At 67.4% G+C, this 16,156-nt stretch carries 16 protein-coding genes, 1 tRNA gene and 2 pseudogenes; 9 read left to right on the forward strand and 10 right to left on the reverse strand.

The window, feature by feature from the left end; translation table 11 throughout:
* Positions 1-443: 443 nt before the first annotated feature.
* Genes Pth03_RS10400 through Pth03_RS10410 form a run of 3 tightly spaced genes read right to left on the reverse strand, consistent with a single transcriptional unit; the run spans position 444 to position 1,998 of the window.
* Entirely contained in the window at positions 444-908 is a 465-nt protein-coding gene (locus Pth03_RS10400; RefSeq protein ID WP_203943946.1) for a RidA family protein, read from the reverse strand.
* The gene (sp36, locus tag Pth03_RS10405; RefSeq protein WP_203881737.1) at positions 908-1,060 is read right to left on the reverse strand and encodes a Sp36 family protein; all 153 of its coding nucleotides are present in this window, start codon (positions 1,058-1,060) and stop codon (positions 908-910) included. The genes Pth03_RS10400 and sp36 overlap by 1 nt, the downstream gene beginning before the upstream one ends.
* 20 nt (positions 1,061-1,080) lie before the next feature.
* The gene (locus Pth03_RS10410; protein WP_203943947.1) at positions 1,081-1,998 is read right to left on the reverse strand and encodes a slipin family protein; all 918 of its coding nucleotides are present in this window, start codon (positions 1,996-1,998) and stop codon (positions 1,081-1,083) included.
* A gap of 228 nt (positions 1,999-2,226) precedes the next feature.
* Here Pth03_RS10410 and bagA point away from each other — a divergent pair, with 228 nt between their 5' ends.
* Both bagA and bagB read left to right on the forward strand, forming a co-directional pair.
* Positions 2,227-3,255, forward strand: a complete 1,029-nt coding sequence (gene bagA / locus Pth03_RS10415) for an ATPase BagA (protein ID WP_239118906.1) — start codon at positions 2,227-2,229, stop codon at positions 3,253-3,255.
* Between the two features lie 40 nt (positions 3,256-3,295).
* Complete coding sequence (gene bagB, locus Pth03_RS10420) at positions 3,296-4,456, forward strand: ATPase BagB (protein ID WP_239118907.1); 1,161 nt, start codon at positions 3,296-3,298, stop codon at positions 4,454-4,456.
* 299 nt (positions 4,457-4,755) lie between these two features.
* On the opposite strand, the gene Pth03_RS10425 is transcribed toward bagB, so the two are convergent.
* On the reverse strand, positions 4,756-5,052 hold the full coding sequence (locus Pth03_RS10425; RefSeq protein WP_036326687.1) for a WhiB family transcriptional regulator: 297 nt from the start codon (positions 5,050-5,052) through the stop codon (positions 4,756-4,758).
* A 258-nt stretch (positions 5,053-5,310) separates the two neighbouring features.
* On the opposite strand from Pth03_RS10425, the gene Pth03_RS10430 reads away from it, so the two are divergent.
* Positions 5,311-7,539 carry a transglycosylase domain-containing protein gene (locus tag Pth03_RS10430; RefSeq protein WP_203943948.1) on the forward strand — a complete coding sequence of 743 codons (2,229 nt, stop codon included), beginning with the start codon at positions 5,311-5,313 and terminating at the stop codon, positions 7,537-7,539.
* A gap of 116 nt (positions 7,540-7,655) precedes the next feature.
* On the opposite strand, the gene Pth03_RS10435 is transcribed toward Pth03_RS10430, so the two are convergent.
* Complete coding sequence (locus tag Pth03_RS10435) at positions 7,656-8,111, reverse strand: GatB/YqeY domain-containing protein (RefSeq protein ID WP_203943949.1); 456 nt, start codon at positions 8,109-8,111, stop codon at positions 7,656-7,658.
* 80 nt (positions 8,112-8,191) lie between these two features.
* Here Pth03_RS10435 and Pth03_RS10440 point away from each other — a divergent pair, with 80 nt between their 5' ends.
* From Pth03_RS10440 to Pth03_RS10450, 3 genes are all read left to right on the forward strand, one after another.
* On the forward strand, positions 8,192-9,097 hold the full coding sequence (locus Pth03_RS10440) for a metallophosphoesterase (protein ID WP_203943950.1): 906 nt from the start codon (positions 8,192-8,194) through the stop codon (positions 9,095-9,097).
* A gap of 62 nt (positions 9,098-9,159) precedes the next feature.
* Positions 9,160-9,233 (forward strand) — tRNA-Pro (locus Pth03_RS10445).
* Positions 9,234-9,488: 255 nt separating this feature from the next.
* Entirely contained in the window at positions 9,489-11,027 is a 1,539-nt protein-coding gene (locus tag Pth03_RS10450) for an alkaline phosphatase D family protein (protein WP_203943951.1), read from the forward strand.
* Between the two features lie 197 nt (positions 11,028-11,224).
* Here Pth03_RS10450 and Pth03_RS42455 read toward each other — a convergent pair.
* Together Pth03_RS42455 and Pth03_RS10455 are read right to left on the reverse strand one after the other, a co-directional pair.
* Positions 11,225-11,296 (reverse strand): annotated as a pseudogene (locus Pth03_RS42455) (hypothetical protein); the annotation flags it as partial.
* Positions 11,297-11,512: 216 nt separating this feature from the next.
* Positions 11,513-12,142, reverse strand: coding sequence for a hypothetical protein (locus Pth03_RS10455; protein WP_203943952.1), 630 nt, complete (start codon positions 12,140-12,142; stop codon positions 11,513-11,515).
* Positions 12,143-12,332: 190 nt separating this feature from the next.
* Here Pth03_RS10455 and Pth03_RS10460 point away from each other — a divergent pair, with 190 nt between their 5' ends.
* The 3 genes and pseudogenes from Pth03_RS10460 to Pth03_RS10470 all read left to right on the forward strand — a co-directional run bounded on the left by Pth03_RS10460 (position 12,333) and on the right by Pth03_RS10470 (position 15,153).
* Positions 12,333-12,629, forward strand: a complete 297-nt coding sequence (locus tag Pth03_RS10460; protein WP_203943953.1) for a hypothetical protein — start codon at positions 12,333-12,335, stop codon at positions 12,627-12,629.
* A gap of 66 nt (positions 12,630-12,695) precedes the next feature.
* Positions 12,696-12,824 (forward strand): annotated as a pseudogene (locus tag Pth03_RS42460) (GntR family transcriptional regulator); the annotation flags it as partial.
* Between the two features lie 673 nt (positions 12,825-13,497).
* Complete coding sequence (locus Pth03_RS10470; RefSeq protein ID WP_203943955.1) at positions 13,498-15,153, forward strand: phytoene desaturase family protein; 1,656 nt, start codon at positions 13,498-13,500, stop codon at positions 15,151-15,153.
* A gap of 165 nt (positions 15,154-15,318) precedes the next feature.
* Here the strand turns inward: Pth03_RS10470 and Pth03_RS10475 are convergent, their stop codons facing one another.
* The 3 genes from Pth03_RS10475 to Pth03_RS10480 all read right to left on the reverse strand — a co-directional run bounded on the left by Pth03_RS10475 (position 15,319) and on the right by Pth03_RS10480 (position 16,095).
* Positions 15,319-15,660 (reverse strand): hypothetical protein, encoded by a 342-nt coding sequence (locus Pth03_RS10475; protein ID WP_203943956.1) that lies wholly within the window; start codon positions 15,658-15,660, stop codon positions 15,319-15,321.
* A 61-nt stretch (positions 15,661-15,721) separates the two neighbouring features.
* On the reverse strand, positions 15,722-15,823 hold the full coding sequence (locus Pth03_RS42465; RefSeq protein WP_373318520.1) for a DUF6221 family protein: 102 nt from the start codon (positions 15,821-15,823) through the stop codon (positions 15,722-15,724).
* A complete protein-coding gene (locus Pth03_RS10480) occupies positions 15,820-16,095 on the reverse strand; it encodes a hypothetical protein (protein ID WP_203943957.1) in 276 nt (91 codons plus the stop codon). The genes Pth03_RS42465 and Pth03_RS10480 overlap by 4 nt, the downstream gene beginning before the upstream one ends.
* Between the last annotated feature and the right edge of the window lie 61 nt (positions 16,096-16,156).

A 16,156-nucleotide genomic window follows, 5' to 3' on the forward strand; every position in this document is an offset into this window, starting at 1 on the left:
GATCACGCACAGTCCACGGGGGTCACAGGCCACGCTGGTGATCATGCACGCACCATGCGCGTGATCATGCAGAAGTTCGGCGAAAGCCGCGCCTGCCTGGCCGTACGCAGCGCGTGATCATGCAGAAGTTCGTACGCAACATGCGTGACCTGCGGCGACGAGTTTCGTGATCATGCACTTCGCCAATCACGGGCGCCACCTGCACAAACAAAATTGGTGATCATGCACCGGCGCCACCAGTGCATGATCACCAATGGAGAACCCCCAGCTCAAGACGCCCGACTCCGAATTACTGCATGATCACGAGTTTCGTCGTCGCAGCTCAGCGGCCATAACGTCGAAGTTCTGCATGATCACGCGCAGGGGGGCGCAGGTCGCCGATGCCCATCGCGAACTTCTGCATGATCACGCCCACAGGAAAAGGCATGATCACGCCGACGTGGTCAGGGGTGGAGTTGGGCGATCAGCTCGACTTCTACGGGGGCGTCCAAGGGGAGGACGGCCACGCCTACGGCGCTCCTGGCGTGCTTGCCCGCATCGCCGAAGACCTCTCCCAGCAGCTCGCTCACCCCGTTGACGACCTGGGGCTGACCCGTGAAACCGGGAGCGCTGGCGACGAACCCGACGACCTTGACGATCCTGGCGACCCTCGACAGGTCCCCGGCCACCGACTTCACGGCTGCGATCGCGTTGAGCCCGCACACGCGTGCCAGCTCCTTGGCCTCCTCGGGGGAGACCTCGGCCCCCACCTTGCCTGTGACGGCGAGTTTGCCCTCCACCATCGGCAGCTGGCCCGAGGTGTACACGTGGTCGCCCGTCACGACGGCGGGCACGTAAGCAGCCAAAGGAGCGACGACCTCGGGCAACACGAGCCCGAGGTCGGCGATCCGCTCTTCCGGGGTGGCCATCACTTCGGCCGCTTCATGTAGGCGACGAGCTGCTCGGGGTTGGGGCCCGGGACGATCGAGACGAGCTCCCAGCCGTCTTCACCCCAGTTGTCCAGAATCTGCTTGGTCGCATGCGTCAGCAGCGGCACCGTGACGTATTCCCACTTGGTCATGCGCACAGGCTATCGATGCCTCAGGCGTCGCCGCCGCCGCCCGCGCGATTCGTCCGGGGCGCCTCGATCGTGCGTGCGCCGTCGTCCACATCGGGCAGCTCGGCGGGGGTCTCGGCAGCCGGCAGGTCGTCGGGCGCGCCCTCGACCGGCTCGGTCTCCCGCTTCGCGTCCGGGGCCGGAGCCATCCGGTCGAAGAAGCGCAGCAACTCGACCGGCAGGGGCATGACCAGCGTGCTGTTCTTCTCCGCCGCGACCTCCACCACGGTCTGCAGCATGCGCAGCTGCAGCGCCGCCGGATCGGCGGACATCTGGGCCGCGGCTGCGGCGAGCCGCTTGGACGCCTGGAACTCGCCGTCGGCGGTGATGATGCGGGCACGGCGCTCCCGCTCGGCCTCGGCCTGGCGGGACATCGAGCGCTTCATGCCTTCGGGCAGGGCCACGTCCTTGATCTCGACCCGCTCGATCCTGATCCCCCAGGGGCCTTCGGTCGGCTCGTCGATGACCGACTTGAGCTTGGCGTTCAGCGCGTCCCTGTCGGACAGGAGCTGGTCGAGCTCGGACTGGCCGATGACCGACCGCAGCGAGGTCTGGGCGACCTGGGAGACGGCGAACAGGTAGTTCTGGACGTTGACCACGGCCTTGATGGGGTCGACGACCCGGAAGTACACCACCGCGTCGACGCGGACGGAGACGTTGTCACGGGTGATGCCCTCCTGCGCGGGCACGCCCATCGTGACGATCTGCATGTTGACCTTCTGCATCCGATCGATGATCGGCACGATCAGATGCAGGCCCGGGCCGCGTACCTCCGGTTGGATGCGGCCCAGCCGGAACGTGATCCCCGTCTCAAACTGCTGGACGACGCGGACACCTCGGGCGACCGCGATGACCACGAACAGGCCAATGATCAAAAACAATCCGAACAGCACCGACGCCATGGTCGGCACCTCCCTTTCGGCGCGGTCGGGGGGTGAGCGCCGAGGAGCCAAGTCTTATCAAACAGATCGCTAAGGCGTTCCGCTGGGTTCCCTAGGAAGACGACCGAGATGAATCGGCATGTGACCGTTGGGTAGCCTTCGATTTGTGGGCGATTGCAGGCCGGCCGACCGGCACATTTGCGGCGGGGCCTTCGCACCGATCCCGCGGACACAGCCGGAGGGGGCGACGTGAGCGGGCCGACCGGCGGCAAGAACGCGGCGCGTGACACCGACTGGGAGGGTGTGCGCCTGCATGTCGTGACCGGGAAGGGCGGCACCGGCAAGACCACGGTGGCCGCCGCCCTCGCCCTCGCCCTCGCCGCGGGCAACCGCAAAGTCCTGCTCGTCGAGGTCGAGGGCCGGCAGGGCATCGCCCAGGTCTTCGAACTGCCGCCCCTGCCCTACGAGGAGCGCAAGATCGCCGTGGCGCCCGGCGGCGGGGACGTGTACGCCCTTGCGATGGATCCCGAAGAGGCCATGCTCGACTACCTCGAGATGTTCTACGGCATCAAGCGCATGGGCAAGGCGCTCACCCGCATGGGCGTGATCGACTTCGCGACCACCATCGCCCCCGGTCTGCGCGACGTCCTGGTGACGGGCAAGACCAGTGAAGCCGTACGGCGGCGCGACAAGTCGGGCAAGAGGGTGTACGACGCGATCGTCATGGACGCGCCGCCGACCGGCAGGATCGCCCGCTTCCTCAACGTGACCCAGGAGGTGGCCGGCCTGGCCAGGGTGGGACCGGTGAAGAACCACGCCGACATGGTCCGCGGGGTCGTCGCCTCCCCAGAGACCGCGGTGCACTTCGTGACGCTTCTGGAGGAGATGCCCGTCCAGGAGACTCTGGACGGCATCGCCGAGCTTCGTACGGCCAAGCTCCCCGTGGGCGGCGTCTTCATCAACATGGTCCGTCCCACGGGCCTGCCCGAGGCGGTGCTCGAGGCGGCGTCCGCCAACCGGTTCGACAACTCCGAGCTCGCGCTCGGGCTCAAGGCCGCCGGGCTCGCGGACGGCAAGGCCGACGCCTCCCTGATCGCCGACGCCCTCGCGCAGGAGATCTCCGAGCATGCCTGCCGTACGGAACTGGAACGGCGGGAGCGGGAGACGCTGGAAGGCGCGGGGGTGCCGCTCTACGATCTGCCGTTGCTCGCGGGCGGCGCCGATCTCGCCGGCCTCTACGAGCTCGCGGAGGCCATCCACACCCGGGGCGTGGCATGACGGCCGCGTGCTCGTCCGGCCGCGCGCGAAAGGCTGACCAGTGACCAGGACCGCACCCGCGCTCGACATCGACGCGATCCTCGACGACGAGAGCACGCGCATCATCGTGTGCTGCGGATCCGGAGGTGTCGGCAAGACGACCACGGCCGCCGCGCTCGGTTTGCGTGCCGCGGAACGCGGCCGCTCGGTCGTGGTGCTCACCGTCGACCCTGCCCGCAGGCTCGCCCAGTCGATGGGCCTGACCGAGCTCGACAACACTCCCCGCCGCATTAAGGACGGCGGCTCGCCCGCCGACCCCGACGGCGTGAACGCCGAGAACGGCGGGGCGTTGCACGCGATGATGCTCGACATGAAGCGGACCTTCGATGAAATCATCGAGGCTCACGCCGACCCCCAGCGCGCGCAGCAGATTCTGAGCAACCCGTTCTACCAGTCGTTGTCGTCGAGCTTCTCCGGCACGCAGGAATACATGGCGATGGAGAAACTGGGCCAGTTGCGCCGTTCGGGTGACTGGGACCTCATCGTGGTGGACACGCCTCCGTCGCGATCGGCGCTGGACTTCTTGGACGCACCGGAACGGCTCGGCCGGTTCCTCGACGGGAAGCTGATCCGCATACTCACCGCACCGGCCAAGGCCGGAGGCAGGAGCGCGTTCAAGCTGCTCAACGCGGGATTCGGCATCGTCGCCGGGGTGCTGACGAAGGTGCTCGGCGCGCAGGTGCTCAAGGACATCCAGACGTTCGTGTCGGCACTCGACGCCGTGTTCGGCGGCTTCCGCCAGCGCGCGGAACAGACCTATCGGCTGCTGCAGGCGCCGGGCACGGCCTTCCTCATCGTCGCCGCGCCCGAGCGCGACGCGATGCGTGAGGCCTCCTACTTCGTCGAGCGACTGGCCGAAGACCGCATGCCGCTCGCCGGCGTGGTGGTGAACCGGGTGCACCAGTCACCGGCTCCGGCGTTGTCCGCAGCGCGAAGCCTGGCCGCCGCGGAAGACCTGGAGGCCCGCGGCGACCACGAACTGACGGCCGCCGTGTTGCGTCTGCACGCCGACCGCATGCAACTCGCCGCACGAGAGCAGCGCGAGCAGGAACACTTCACGTCGGCGCACCCCACGGTGCCGCTGGTCCAGGTGCCCGCGATGCCGGAGGACGTGCACGACCTGGTGGGTCTTCGGCAGATCGGGCGGCTGCTCGCGTCGTAGCGCGCACGAACTCTCGTCCTCACGACGGACGTTTGCGACGCGCGCGGAACGCATGACCGTCCTAACGACGGACGATTGCGACGCGCGCGGAACGCATGACCGCGACGTGCTGATGACGTGATGTCGCGCGGACCATGCGGACCGCGCGAGGCGACGGAGGGATGGAGGGGAGGCGCGCTTGCGCCCGCCTATGACATGAACGGCCGGGGGTGACGGCCATGGAGACGAGCTGACCCGACGTTTGTGGCCGGGCCGGAGAGCCGCAGGGTGTGCGGTGGTACCCAACCGGCGGTGAGGACTCAGCCGGCGATGAGCTCGTTTGTGCGTTCGTACTCTTCCTTGGCCGACTCGAGCAGGTCACGCCAGGAGTCGACGTCAGGACGCCGCCTCAGCAATGCTCGGCGTTCTCTCTCGGTCATGCCGCCCCAGACTCCGAACTCGATGCGGTTGTCCAGCGCGTCGGCGAGGCATTCCGTGCGAACAGGGCATCCTCGGCAGATCAGCTTCGCCCGGTTCTGTGCGGCGCCTTGCACGAATAGCGCGTCTGGATCCGCACCTCGGCAGGCGGCACGGGAGGTCCAATCCGTGATCCACATGTTCGACCCCACTCCCCTTAGGTGGTCAGTCGTCACTTCGGCCGACGGGCGCGGGCGTCGAGCCTCCTTGTTGCAGTTGCCGCAGAAGGAGAACCTACGCAAGGAGACAAGCCGACCGACAGTCCCTGAGGGGACCAATTTCTTACATGGTCATGTCAGGCCATGTGGCCGGGAATGACTAGTCATCCCCGCGTAGCGGTAATGCAATCCGGTGCGTTTAGTGCTGATCGTGTTACATCTCCGACGTACGCTTGATCCGTGCAAGCTAAGGGCAAAGCCAAAGCGTCCGCGTTCGGAAATCTGCTGCGGCTCATCGTGGCTGCAGGTGTTGCCGGTGCGCTCGCTGCCGCCGTCGCACTGCCTGCCGTAGGCGGCGCCGGCGTGACGGTCAAGGCCGCGACCGAGGCCCTGCGGCTGGCACCGGAAGACCTGAAGGAACCCCCGCTTCCCGAGAAGACGACGCTGCTCGACGCGAACGGCAAGCCCTTCGCGCAGTTCTACTCGCAGAACCGCGTCTCCGTCTCGCTGGACCAGATCGCGCCCATCATGCAGAAGGCGATCGTGGCCATCGAGGACTTCCGTTTCTACGAGCACGGCGCGCTCGACCTCGAGGGCACGGGCCGCGCGCTCATCAAGAACCTCACCACCGGCGGGGTGACCCAGGGCGGCTCGTCCATCACCCAGCAGTACGTGAAGCAGGTTCTGTACAACACGGCCATCACCGACAAGGAGAAGGCCGCAGCCGTCGCGCCCACGGTCTCGCGCAAGCTCAACGAGATCCGGTACGCGATGGCCATCGAGCAGAAGTACACCAAGGACGAGATCCTCAACCGCTACCTGAACATCGCCTACTACGGCGCCAGCGCGTACGGCATCGAGGCGGCGGCCCAGCGGTTCTTCGGCAAGCACGCCTCCAAGCTCAACCTGACCGAGGCGGCCACGCTGGCGGGAGCCGTACAGGACCCGAACGCGACCGACCCGAACCGGGGCAAGGCGGCCAGCAACCGCCTGCTCGAGCGACGGAACACGGTGCTCGACCGCATGGCCGAGCTGAAGATCATCACGCTGGACGAGGCGAAGAAGGCCAAGGCGAAGAAGCTGGGCTACAAGGACGTGCCGATCCCGGGTGGATGCGAGGAGAGCGCCTACCCGTACTTCTGCCTCTACGTGAGCAACGAGATCAGGAACGACCCGAAGTTCGGGAAGACGCCGAAGGCTCGCGAGGACTTCCTCAACCGCGGCGGCCTGACCATCAGGACCACGCTCAACCCGAGGATGCAGAAGGCCGCAGACAGGGGCATCAAGAAGTACGTCCACACCTCGGACAAGCCGGTGGCCTCGGAGGCGCTCGTCCAACCCGGAACGGGCGAGATCAAGGCCATGGCGTCCAGCCGCAAGTTCGGCGACAGCAAGAGGAGGAACGAGATCTCCTACAACATCGTCGCCGACTCCGACCACGGCGGCGGCACCGGATTCCAGGCCGGTTCGACGTTCAAGGTGTTCACCCTGGTCACCGCCCTCAAGGAGGGCCTGAAGTTCAACGACGGCTTCAGCGTCGGCGGCACGTTCGAGGCCCACGCCTACGCCGACTTCAAGAACTGCAAGGGGCAGGGCGTCGGAGACCCGGGTGTTCAGCAGCACAACTCCGAGGCCGGCGGCGGATTCATGACGCTGCAGACCGGGACCTGGAAGTCGGTGAACACCTTCTTCATGACGCTGGAGCGGAAGGTCGGCCTCTGCGACGTGGTCAGGACCGCCAAGTCGATGGGCATCAAGCGTTCAGACGGCACCAGGCTCCGTGAGGTCCAGACCTTCACCCTCGGCGCCAACGAGATGGACCCGGTGACGGTCGCCGGCGCGTACGCCACGCTCGGCGCCCGCGGCAAGTACTGCAAGCCGATGGCCATCACCAGCGTCATCGACCGGAACGGCAAGGCCACCAACTACAAGCCGACCTGCAAGCAGGCCATCGAGCCGGCCGTCGCCGACGCGGCCAACTACATCCTCGAAGGCGTGTTCACCAAGGGCACGATGTCGGGGGTGGGCGGCATCCCCGGGAGGGACGCGGCCGGCAAGACCGGTACAGGCGACCAGTCCCGCACCGTGTGGTTCGCGGGGTTCACGCCGCAGCTCGCCGGCGCGGTCAGCCTCGGCGACCCGCGCGGGCCGGTGAAGTATCCGCTCAGCGGCGAGACCATGAACGGGGTCCGCTACGGCTCGGTGTTCGGCGCCACCATCCCCGGCCCGATCTGGAAGGCCACCATGATCGAGGCGCTGAAGGGAATCCAGGCGACGTCGTTCGTCAAGCCGGACATGTCGCGGTTCGGCGGGTGTAGCGGCCTATGTGCGCCCAAGAAGCCAGAGAAGGAAAAGGGCGACGGAAACGGCGGCCCCGGCCGTGGCGGACAGGGCGGCCCTGGTGGGCCCGGCACCGGGAACCCTGGCGACCCCGGCAACGGCGGGCCGATCGTGCCGCCCACCCCCTGACCGGGCCCGGCAGACGCTCAGACGCGGAAGCCCTCTCCTGCGCTCGCAGGAGAGGGCTTCCGCGTGTCCGGCACATCCGCCCGGCTGTGCCGTACGGCCTCTTTGCGGGAAGCGGCTCAGCTCGCGAGCCGGTCACGCACGGCCTGGGCGACCCTGCCGCCCTCGGCCCTGCCGGCGACCTTGGGGTTGAGGATCTTCATGACCTGCCCCATGGCCTTGGGACCCGACGCGCCGCTCTCCGCGATCGCCTCGTCGACCAGCGCGCCGAGCTCCTCGTCGGACAGCTGGGCGGGGAGGTACTCCTCCAGGACGGCCTGCTCGTCGAGCTCCGCCTGCGCCTGCTCGGCGCGGCCCGCGTTGGCGAATGCCTCAGAGGCCTCGCGCCGCTTCTTGGCCTCGCGGGTAAGAACCTTCACGACCTCGTCGTCGCTGAGCTCCCGGGCCGACTTGCCCGCGACCTCCTCGACGTTGATCGCGGCCAGGGCCATCCGGATCGTCCGGAGACGCACCTCGTCGCGGGCCTTCATCGAGGTCGAAAGATCGGCCTTCAACTTGTCCTTCAACGCACTCATGAGTCCATCTTGCCGTGTCAGCGCCCTGATTCTCGCCACGTTATGTCGGAGGGACCGCGGCTGTCGGGCATCATGGCTGTGTGAGGAAAGCCGCCGCGATTCCCTTGTCCCTCCTCGGTCTCGGCGCTGCCGGGATCGCCTACGCCTCCGTCGTGGAACGGAACTGGTTCCGTCTTCGACGGTTCGACGTTCCTGTGCTGGCGCCGGGACAGCGCCCGATCAGGATCTTGCAGATATCCGATCTCCACCTCACCCCTGGGCGTACCAGGCTGATCAACTGGGTGCGGTCGCTCGCCTCGCTCAAGCCCGACCTCGTGGTCAACACCGGCGACACACTCGGCCACCCCGACGCGATCGGGCCGTACATGAGGGCCGTCGAGCCCCTGCTGGACCGGCCCGGCCTGTTCGTCTACGGGTCCAACGATCTCTACGCTCCGCGGCCCAAGAACCCCGCCCGCTACCTGTGGCGGACGTCCAAGGGGGACACGCCGCGGCAGACCATCCCCAACCTCCCCTGGGTGGAGCTGGGGGCGGCCATGACCGAGGCCGGCTGGCTCGACATGAACAACGCCACGGCCCGGCTCAAGATCGCCGATCTCGACGTCCACGTCGGCGGCATCCACGACTCGCACATCGACCGTGATCGATACGACGAGATCGCCGGTACGGCTCCCGCGGACGCGGACCTGCGGCTGGGCGTCATGCACTCGCCCGAGCCGAGGAACATGACCCGGTTCGCCCAGGACGGATATCAACTGCTGCTCGCCGGCCACACGCACGGCGGCCAGCTCTGCATCCCGTTCTACGGGGCCCTCGTGACCAACTGCGGGATCGACAGGGCGCGGGTCAAGGGTCTGAGCAGGCACGAGAGCTCCTGGCTGCACGTGTCCGCAGGCCTCGGGACCTCGCCGTACGCGCCGGCTCGGTTCTCCTGCCCGCCGGAGGCCACATTGTTGACCTTGGTCGCCCGCCGCCCTGCACGCTGACGCACAAGCACGCACAAAGTCCGCTAGACTTGCCGAGGCGCAGGGGCAATCGACCTGCGCACCGGGGTGTAGCGCAGCTTGGCAGCGCGCTTCGTTCGGGACGAAGAGGCCGTGGGTTCAAATCCCGCCACCCCGACCCAGAAGTACCAGCTGAGAGGCCGGTTCCGATCATCGGAACCGGCCTTCTGCGTCTCACCAGGCCATGAGGGCGGATCGCCGTATCCCCCCGCCTCCTGAAAAGCGGCAAACGCGGCTGTCGCTCGGGGAACTCGGTTCACGGGCAGCTGTGCCATGAGGAATTCGTCGAGCGACCACACGAGGTTCGGCTGATATTCGTCGGCCCCGCGTACTCGTAGCTAGCCCTCTCCCTATGCCAGAAAGCGGGTCGAACATGCCCGAACTCAGTCGCAGGACATTCCTCGTCAACGCCAGAGGTGCCGCGATCGCAGCCGGCGGTCTGGCCGTCGGCGCCGGCGCCCTGCGGCAGGCGACCCCGGCCTCCGCCGCCGCCACCACGTTCCCCTCCACCCCCTTCACCGTCGGCGTCGCCTCCGGTGACGCGCTGCCGGGCGCCGTCGTGATCTGGACGCGTCTGACCACCCAGCCGACCGAGCCAGGTCTGGGCATGGACGGCCAGGGCCCGATCCCGGTCGAGTGGACGGTCGCCGAAACGCCTGAGGCCCTCGACACCCGTCCGCATGCGACCGGTGTCTTCGTCGCCGAGCCGCAGCACGCCTGGTCCGTGCACGTCGACGTCACCGGCCTGCATCCGGACACCACCTACCACTACCGGTTCCGCGCCGGCGACTGGGTCAGCCCGGTCGGCCGCACCCGCACCACCCCGGTGCCCTCGGCCGACGTCCCGGTCCGCTTCGCGATCCTGAGCTGCCAGAACATGGCCAAGCCCGGGAGCGGGATCTTCTACTTCAACGGCATCGCCGACCTCGCCACCCGCGACGACATCGACTTCGTGGCGTACCTCGGCGACTACATCTACGACTTCGGCCGGCCGGGCCACCTGCCGCCCCGGCAGATCCAGTCGCTGTCGGACTACCGGATCCGGTACGGGCAGTACAAGTCGCGGCTGGCGCTGATGGACATGCACGCCCGGTTCCCCGTCTACACCGTGCCCGACGACCACGAGTTCTGGAACGACGTGCAGGGCCGCGCCCCCGGCATGACTCCCGCGGAGAAGGCCCAGCTCGCCACAGCGTTGCAGGCGTACTGGGAGAACATGCCGCTGCGCGGCGGCCCGCCGGTGCTGGACGCCGCGTCCGGGCTGATGCAGCTGACGCTCCACCGGCGCGTCAAGTGGGGCTCGAACCTCGATCTGCTGCTCACCGACGGGCGGCAGTACCGGGCCCCGGGCACGATCCTCGGGCGGGAACAACTGGACTGGCTGCTCGACATGGTCGCCGGTTCGCACGCCACCTGGACGGCCATCGGATCCGGCCAGCCGCTTTCGTGGTTCCCGAACTCGGGCGGCGGCTGGTCCGGCTTCGACGCTGACCGCAGCGCGCTGACGGACGCCCTGGCCAAGCGGCTGGCGGCCCGCCGGCACCGCGCTTTCAATCCCGTGGTGCTGAGCGGCGACACCCACCGCGGGATCGTCACGCACGTGCGGCAGCGGCGCAACGCGACGACCGCGCTCGTCGCCACCGAATTCGTCGGCCCCCCGGTGAGCAGCAACAGCGCCACCGACTACGACAAGAACGCCGACACCGGCGCCTACCGCGCCTCCTACGCCTACGCCCAAAACGGCGAGCTGAACGCCTACCGCGGCTACCTCGACTGCGCGCTCACCTCCTCGGCCTGGACGTCGACGTATGTGCTCGGCAACCAGGTGGACCGGCCGAACGGCACCGTGAGCGCGACCGACCGCTGGCAGCTGGACAACGGCGCCGAGGTCGGATCGGTGCGCCGACTCTGACACCGTGCGGACGTGCCCCGCTCCCGACGGGAGCAGGGCACGTCAGGCCGGCGGGCCGGTCATCACCGACCGCCCGGCGGCGAGTGAGTTGCCCACGGCCTGCCGCGCGGCCTCGTGTTCGGGGTCGTTGTAGGCGACTTCAGCCACCACACGTATAGGAGTTCGGGGAGCTGGTGGTACTGGCCAGGCTCCCGCACCGCGTCGACGGCTGCGCGGTACTGGTCCAGGAAAAGCGGCCGATACTTCTCCGGCAGGCTCGCCAGGATCACCTCGGGATCGTAGCGAGGATCGTGTATCGGCTAAGCGCTCATAGGGCCGAGCGTACCCCCCCGGCCCCGCAGGCTCCCGATCCTTCTGCCGTGGGAGAGCTTGGGAGAATTCTGAGAGAAACGATCTTGAGCGGCTGCTGACGGATAGACCCAGCAGAACGAGTGCACTGCACGGTCAGCGGCACGCCCAGTCCCCAGTCGGGCTGGGAGGGACGATCAGGGCCAGTACGGCTGCACCCGGTGCGCAGCGGCGGCGATGGCCGCGCCGTCGACCGTGGTGAAGGTCAGCGGCACATCCCAGGCGGGCCACTCCACCGCAAACTCGAAGGGCTCGGCCGGCGGCAGCGGCCAGAGCCACATGGTCCAGCCGAACCGGAACCTCCGATCGCTGCCGCCTCCGCCCCCGCCCTCGGCCTCCGTGAGGATCGGCCCGTCCGGTTGAGGCGGCGGCCACTCCCAGAAGTATGGCCTGCTGTCCACCGTCGTCGCCTTGGTGCCGTCGTGGAAACGGACCCCAAACCGGAGGACCTCTGCCGACAGCGGCTCCCCACGGCGGATCGGATGATGGACCCGTCCGGACACCGTGTCCTGCCTACGCCACCAACTCTCCTCGTCCATCTCGGTGGTACGGCGGGCCGCGAGCTGGACGTACAGCTTGACCCCTTCCGAGAACGCCATCGCGCTGGACAGCGCGACGGCGATCGCGTCACTCTGGAACAGCATCTTCTCGATGGGGACGACGCCGCCCAGCATGTCGTCGGGAGGTCCGAACCATGGCGGGGGCACAATCTCCGGCTCCGGCTCCGACTCCATGTCGCGTCGCGGTGGGGTTTCGAAGAACTCCATGCGATCAAGCATGTCGGCCCAAACCCACGTGTTACAAGGCTTTCGTAATCGCGTGTACCTGGTAGCAGCTTCGTTTAACGGCAGGCCGGATGTGGTCGCGGATGGTATCGAGCTCACGGACCGCGCCGTGGTGTTGGGCATGGCAATAAGTGTCGATGTGCTGGCGCGTAGCTGGGCGGCCTGCTGATGGGTGCACTCACCGATCTCACGTGCGCCAACCGAGGCGGCGGCAGCCACCATCCCCGGCGTCAAGTCGGTCAAGGAGTCCAGAGACGCGGCCGGTCGCAAGGGCGTCGCAGCGGCCCTGGACATCAAGGAAGAGGGCATCCGGGAGGAATACATCTTCGATCCGAAGACCTACCAGTTCCTCGGCGAGCGGTCGGTCGTGGTCGACGCCACCAAGGCCAAGGCCCCGGTGGGAAGCGTGCTGACCTCGACCGCGCAGCTCAAGGTCAGCATCGCCGACAGCGCGCCACCGGTGAACTGAGCTCCTGCCTAAGGCCATGAGGGCGGATCGCCGTACCTCCCCGCCCCCGCTGCCGCCGAGTCACGGCTTATGCAGATCCACGAGGTCGGCCGAGACACGGTCCGGAAGGCCATCGCGATCCTTCGCGAAGAGGGTCTGGTGATCGCGATCCAGGGGCGCGGTACTTTCGTGAAGCCCAAGGACAAAACCGAGTAAATTCGGCCGCTGAAACCGCAGGTCAGCACCCCGATTTTGGGTGACTAACTGAGTGGCAACCGCCGCGAACACCGGCTAACAGCGGCGATCACCGAGCGCTCACCCGCGCAGGTGAGAGCCAGCATCAACGCCGATGGCGACGTCCCCCGGCTTCCTTCGGGACGAAGAGGCCGTGGGTTCAAATCCCGCCACCCCGACTCGGAAGTTACAGGTCAAGGGCCTGATCACTGGAGACAGCGATCAGGCCCTTGATCGTTAGGTCAGCGCGATGCGATCGCCACGAGCGCCCGATCCTGAGTCAAGTCGGGCAATGGTCGCGATAAATGTTATATGTGACAATATAGGCGGAAAGATTGACAAACTCGCAGCAATCGGGTGTTCAGCCGTGCACCAGCCCTGCGGCAGCTCAGGCTTCAGGCGCCACGGCGAACGCTTGACTTCCGTCATTTAAACGACAAACGTGCGAGTCAGGGTGCGCAGGATATGCAGCATCCGCCAGCAGCCGATGTTTCCGCCGTTCCAGATGCGGGACTGCCACAAGCCTGCCGACACAGCGACCACAGCTCGCTACGGCGATCCCAGGTGGGATTGGCCGAGATCGTCCTGTGACCCTGGCTCGCGTCCCCCGTGCGGCCGACAGCCGCAGGCACCGGATATGGGAAGGAAGGGAACCATGCTCAAGGACAGCGTGCCCGATGCAAGCGACGCGATCGTCATCGGTTCCGGGATCAACGGTCTGGTCGCTGCGGCGGAGCTCGCCAAGGCCGGGTGGTCGGTCGTGCTGGTCGAGCGGAACCGGTATATCGGCGGGTTCATCGCCACCGAAGAGCGCACCCTGCCCGGCTATCTGCATGACACCTACTCCTCTTGGCATCCGCTGTTCGTCTCCGGTCCGGCCTACGCGACGCTCGGTGGGCTGCTGCATGAACACGGACTGGAGTACCGCAACACCGACGACTGGGTCTCGGCTAGCGTGGCCAACGATGGCCGGGTCACGCTCGTGCACCGCGATCCGGCACGCACCGTCGCGGGTTTCGCTCACGAGTCCGACCAGGCCGCCTACCTGGCCGCTCTGCACCGGTTGGAGCAGAACATCGGGCCGATCGGCGGGCTGATGGGAAGCGAACTCCGCTCGCCGGCGCTACTGCGGCACATCGCGGGGCTCCTGCGCACCGGCGGGCTCGCCGGGGCGGAGCGGTGGTTGCGCGCCGTTGCCGCCACCGGCCGGGGGTACACGCGGGCGGAGTTCCACGGCGATGAGGTGGACCATCTCTTCGCTCCGTGGTTGCTGCACGCGGGGCTGTCCCCAGACCATGCCTCAGGCGGGCTGATGATCCCGCTGTTCGCCGCCACCCTGCACGGGTTCGGACTCCCGGTGGTCGCCGGAGGGGCGAGCCGGTTCGTGGACGCTTTCAGGTCATTGCTGGACTCGCTCGGCGTACAAGTGGTGACGGGCTTCAACGTGGAGCGCATCCTCATCGAGCAGGGCCGCGCCGCCGGGGTGATGTCGGAAGATCGCACGATCCGGGCCCGCCGTGCTGTACTCGCCTCCGTGTCACCCATCGCGCTGTACCGTGACCTCCTTCCGGAGGGGGCGGTGAACCCACAGCTGCGCGAGGAGGCGGCGCGCTTCAGGTACGGCCGGGCGGCGATGCAGGTCCATGTGGCGCTGTCTCAGCCCATCGGCTGGCGGGACGAACGCCTGAACAGGGTGCCGCTCGTTCATGTGTCCGACGGCTCGAGCAGCATCGGAATCGCCTGCGCGGAGGCGGAGGCCGGGCTGCTACCCCGGCGGCCCACCGTGGTCGTCGGGCAGCAGTACGTCATTGATCCCGGCAGGGTGCCCGCCGGGGCCGCCGCACTGTGGCTGCAACTGCAGGAGGTGCCGTTCGCGCCGCGCGGTGACTCGGCAGGCGAGCTGGACGCCACCCAGGGATGGACCTTGGAACTGGCCCGTGGATTCGCCGGAAGGATTCTCGATCAGATCGCCCGGCACGCCCCTGACTTGCACGACAAGGTTCTCGCCATCGACGTCATCACACCTGTCCAGCTCGCCGCCTACAACCCGAACGCGGTCGACGGCGACCCGTACGGCGGTTCCAGCGAGCTCGACCAGAGCTACTTGTGGCGTCCGCTGCCCTCATCCGGGCGGCACGCGACCGCGGTCCATGGTCTGTGGCACATCGGGGCTTCGACCCACCCCGGGGCGGGGCTCGGCGCCGGATCCGGCCATATGGTCGCCACGGCGCTTACAGCTCCGCGGAAGTTTTCCCGTCATGTCCCAGCGAGGGAGAAGTGGCCCCTGCGTCCCCTGGGTGGTAACAGGTGAGGCGGTCAGAGGTCATTTCCAGGGCGCCCCGAAGCGGGTTCGCGGCAGCTACCGACGGCCCGTAGCGGCATTCGAGATCGACGTTCCGATGCTCACCGAGTGGTGTCGCCTGCCGTACCGAGATCCTGACCTGGCGCGGCTCGCCCCGGAGCGGCCAAAGACGCCCTAAAGCCAAGGGACGCCTACTCCCCCGATCCACAGCACACCCAACGTGCAGGAGAACCACCCAGCGAACGCGGCCACCGTACCGGTGACCATCGCCGAGCGCACCCGACTCCCAGTCATGATGGCCAACGCCACCAGCGATCCAGGCAGACTGGCGAGCAGGAGCAGCACACCAACAATCACGGCGAATATGAAAATGTCTGTTCTGGACGTCCTCCAGCACTCCAGCGTTTTAGCAGCACACGACTGGAACGGTTCAGGCTGGTCATCCACCCCTACCAACAGAAATAGAACGACGACTGCCATCGCCACCGCAAAAGCTCCCGCGTACCAGGCGGCCATGACTCTCAGCCCTCGACGCACCGGGACAGGTCCCGTCGCTCTATCCTGCCGAACCCGTGCATCATCCATGGCGGGTCATCAACCAGTTGCCCCCGCGGACCGCTCGCGCCAGTCGCTCGTCCTCATCAAGGCGGGCGCTGAGGAACCCCACAAAATCGGTCATGACACGTCCGCCCCGGCTGCCAACTCCAGCCCGGCAGCGGTGAGGAAGTCTTCCAGGCTGATCACGCCCTTGTCGGTGCCGTCGTTCCACTCTCGGAGCATGCTCGCCGGGTTCGCGCCCCAACTATCGACATCCTGATCGGGTTGGCGCTCGACGCTGCCGACGCCATGGCGATAACGAAGGTAGAGGTACTGGCCATCGGTGGTCCATGCGTCCCACTGGGACGGGTAGCCGGAGCAGGTCTGGACGACCTTGGCGAGCCGCTTGGTCATATGCACCATTGTGTCCTCTGTGGTTGTGCATCGTTGTGGAAGGGCGGACTGGGGGAAGACG

Origin of the sequence: Planotetraspora thailandica (genome assembly GCF_016863335.1) — a bacterium.
Lineage (GTDB): Bacteria > Actinomycetota > Actinomycetes > Streptosporangiales > Streptosporangiaceae > Planotetraspora > Planotetraspora thailandica.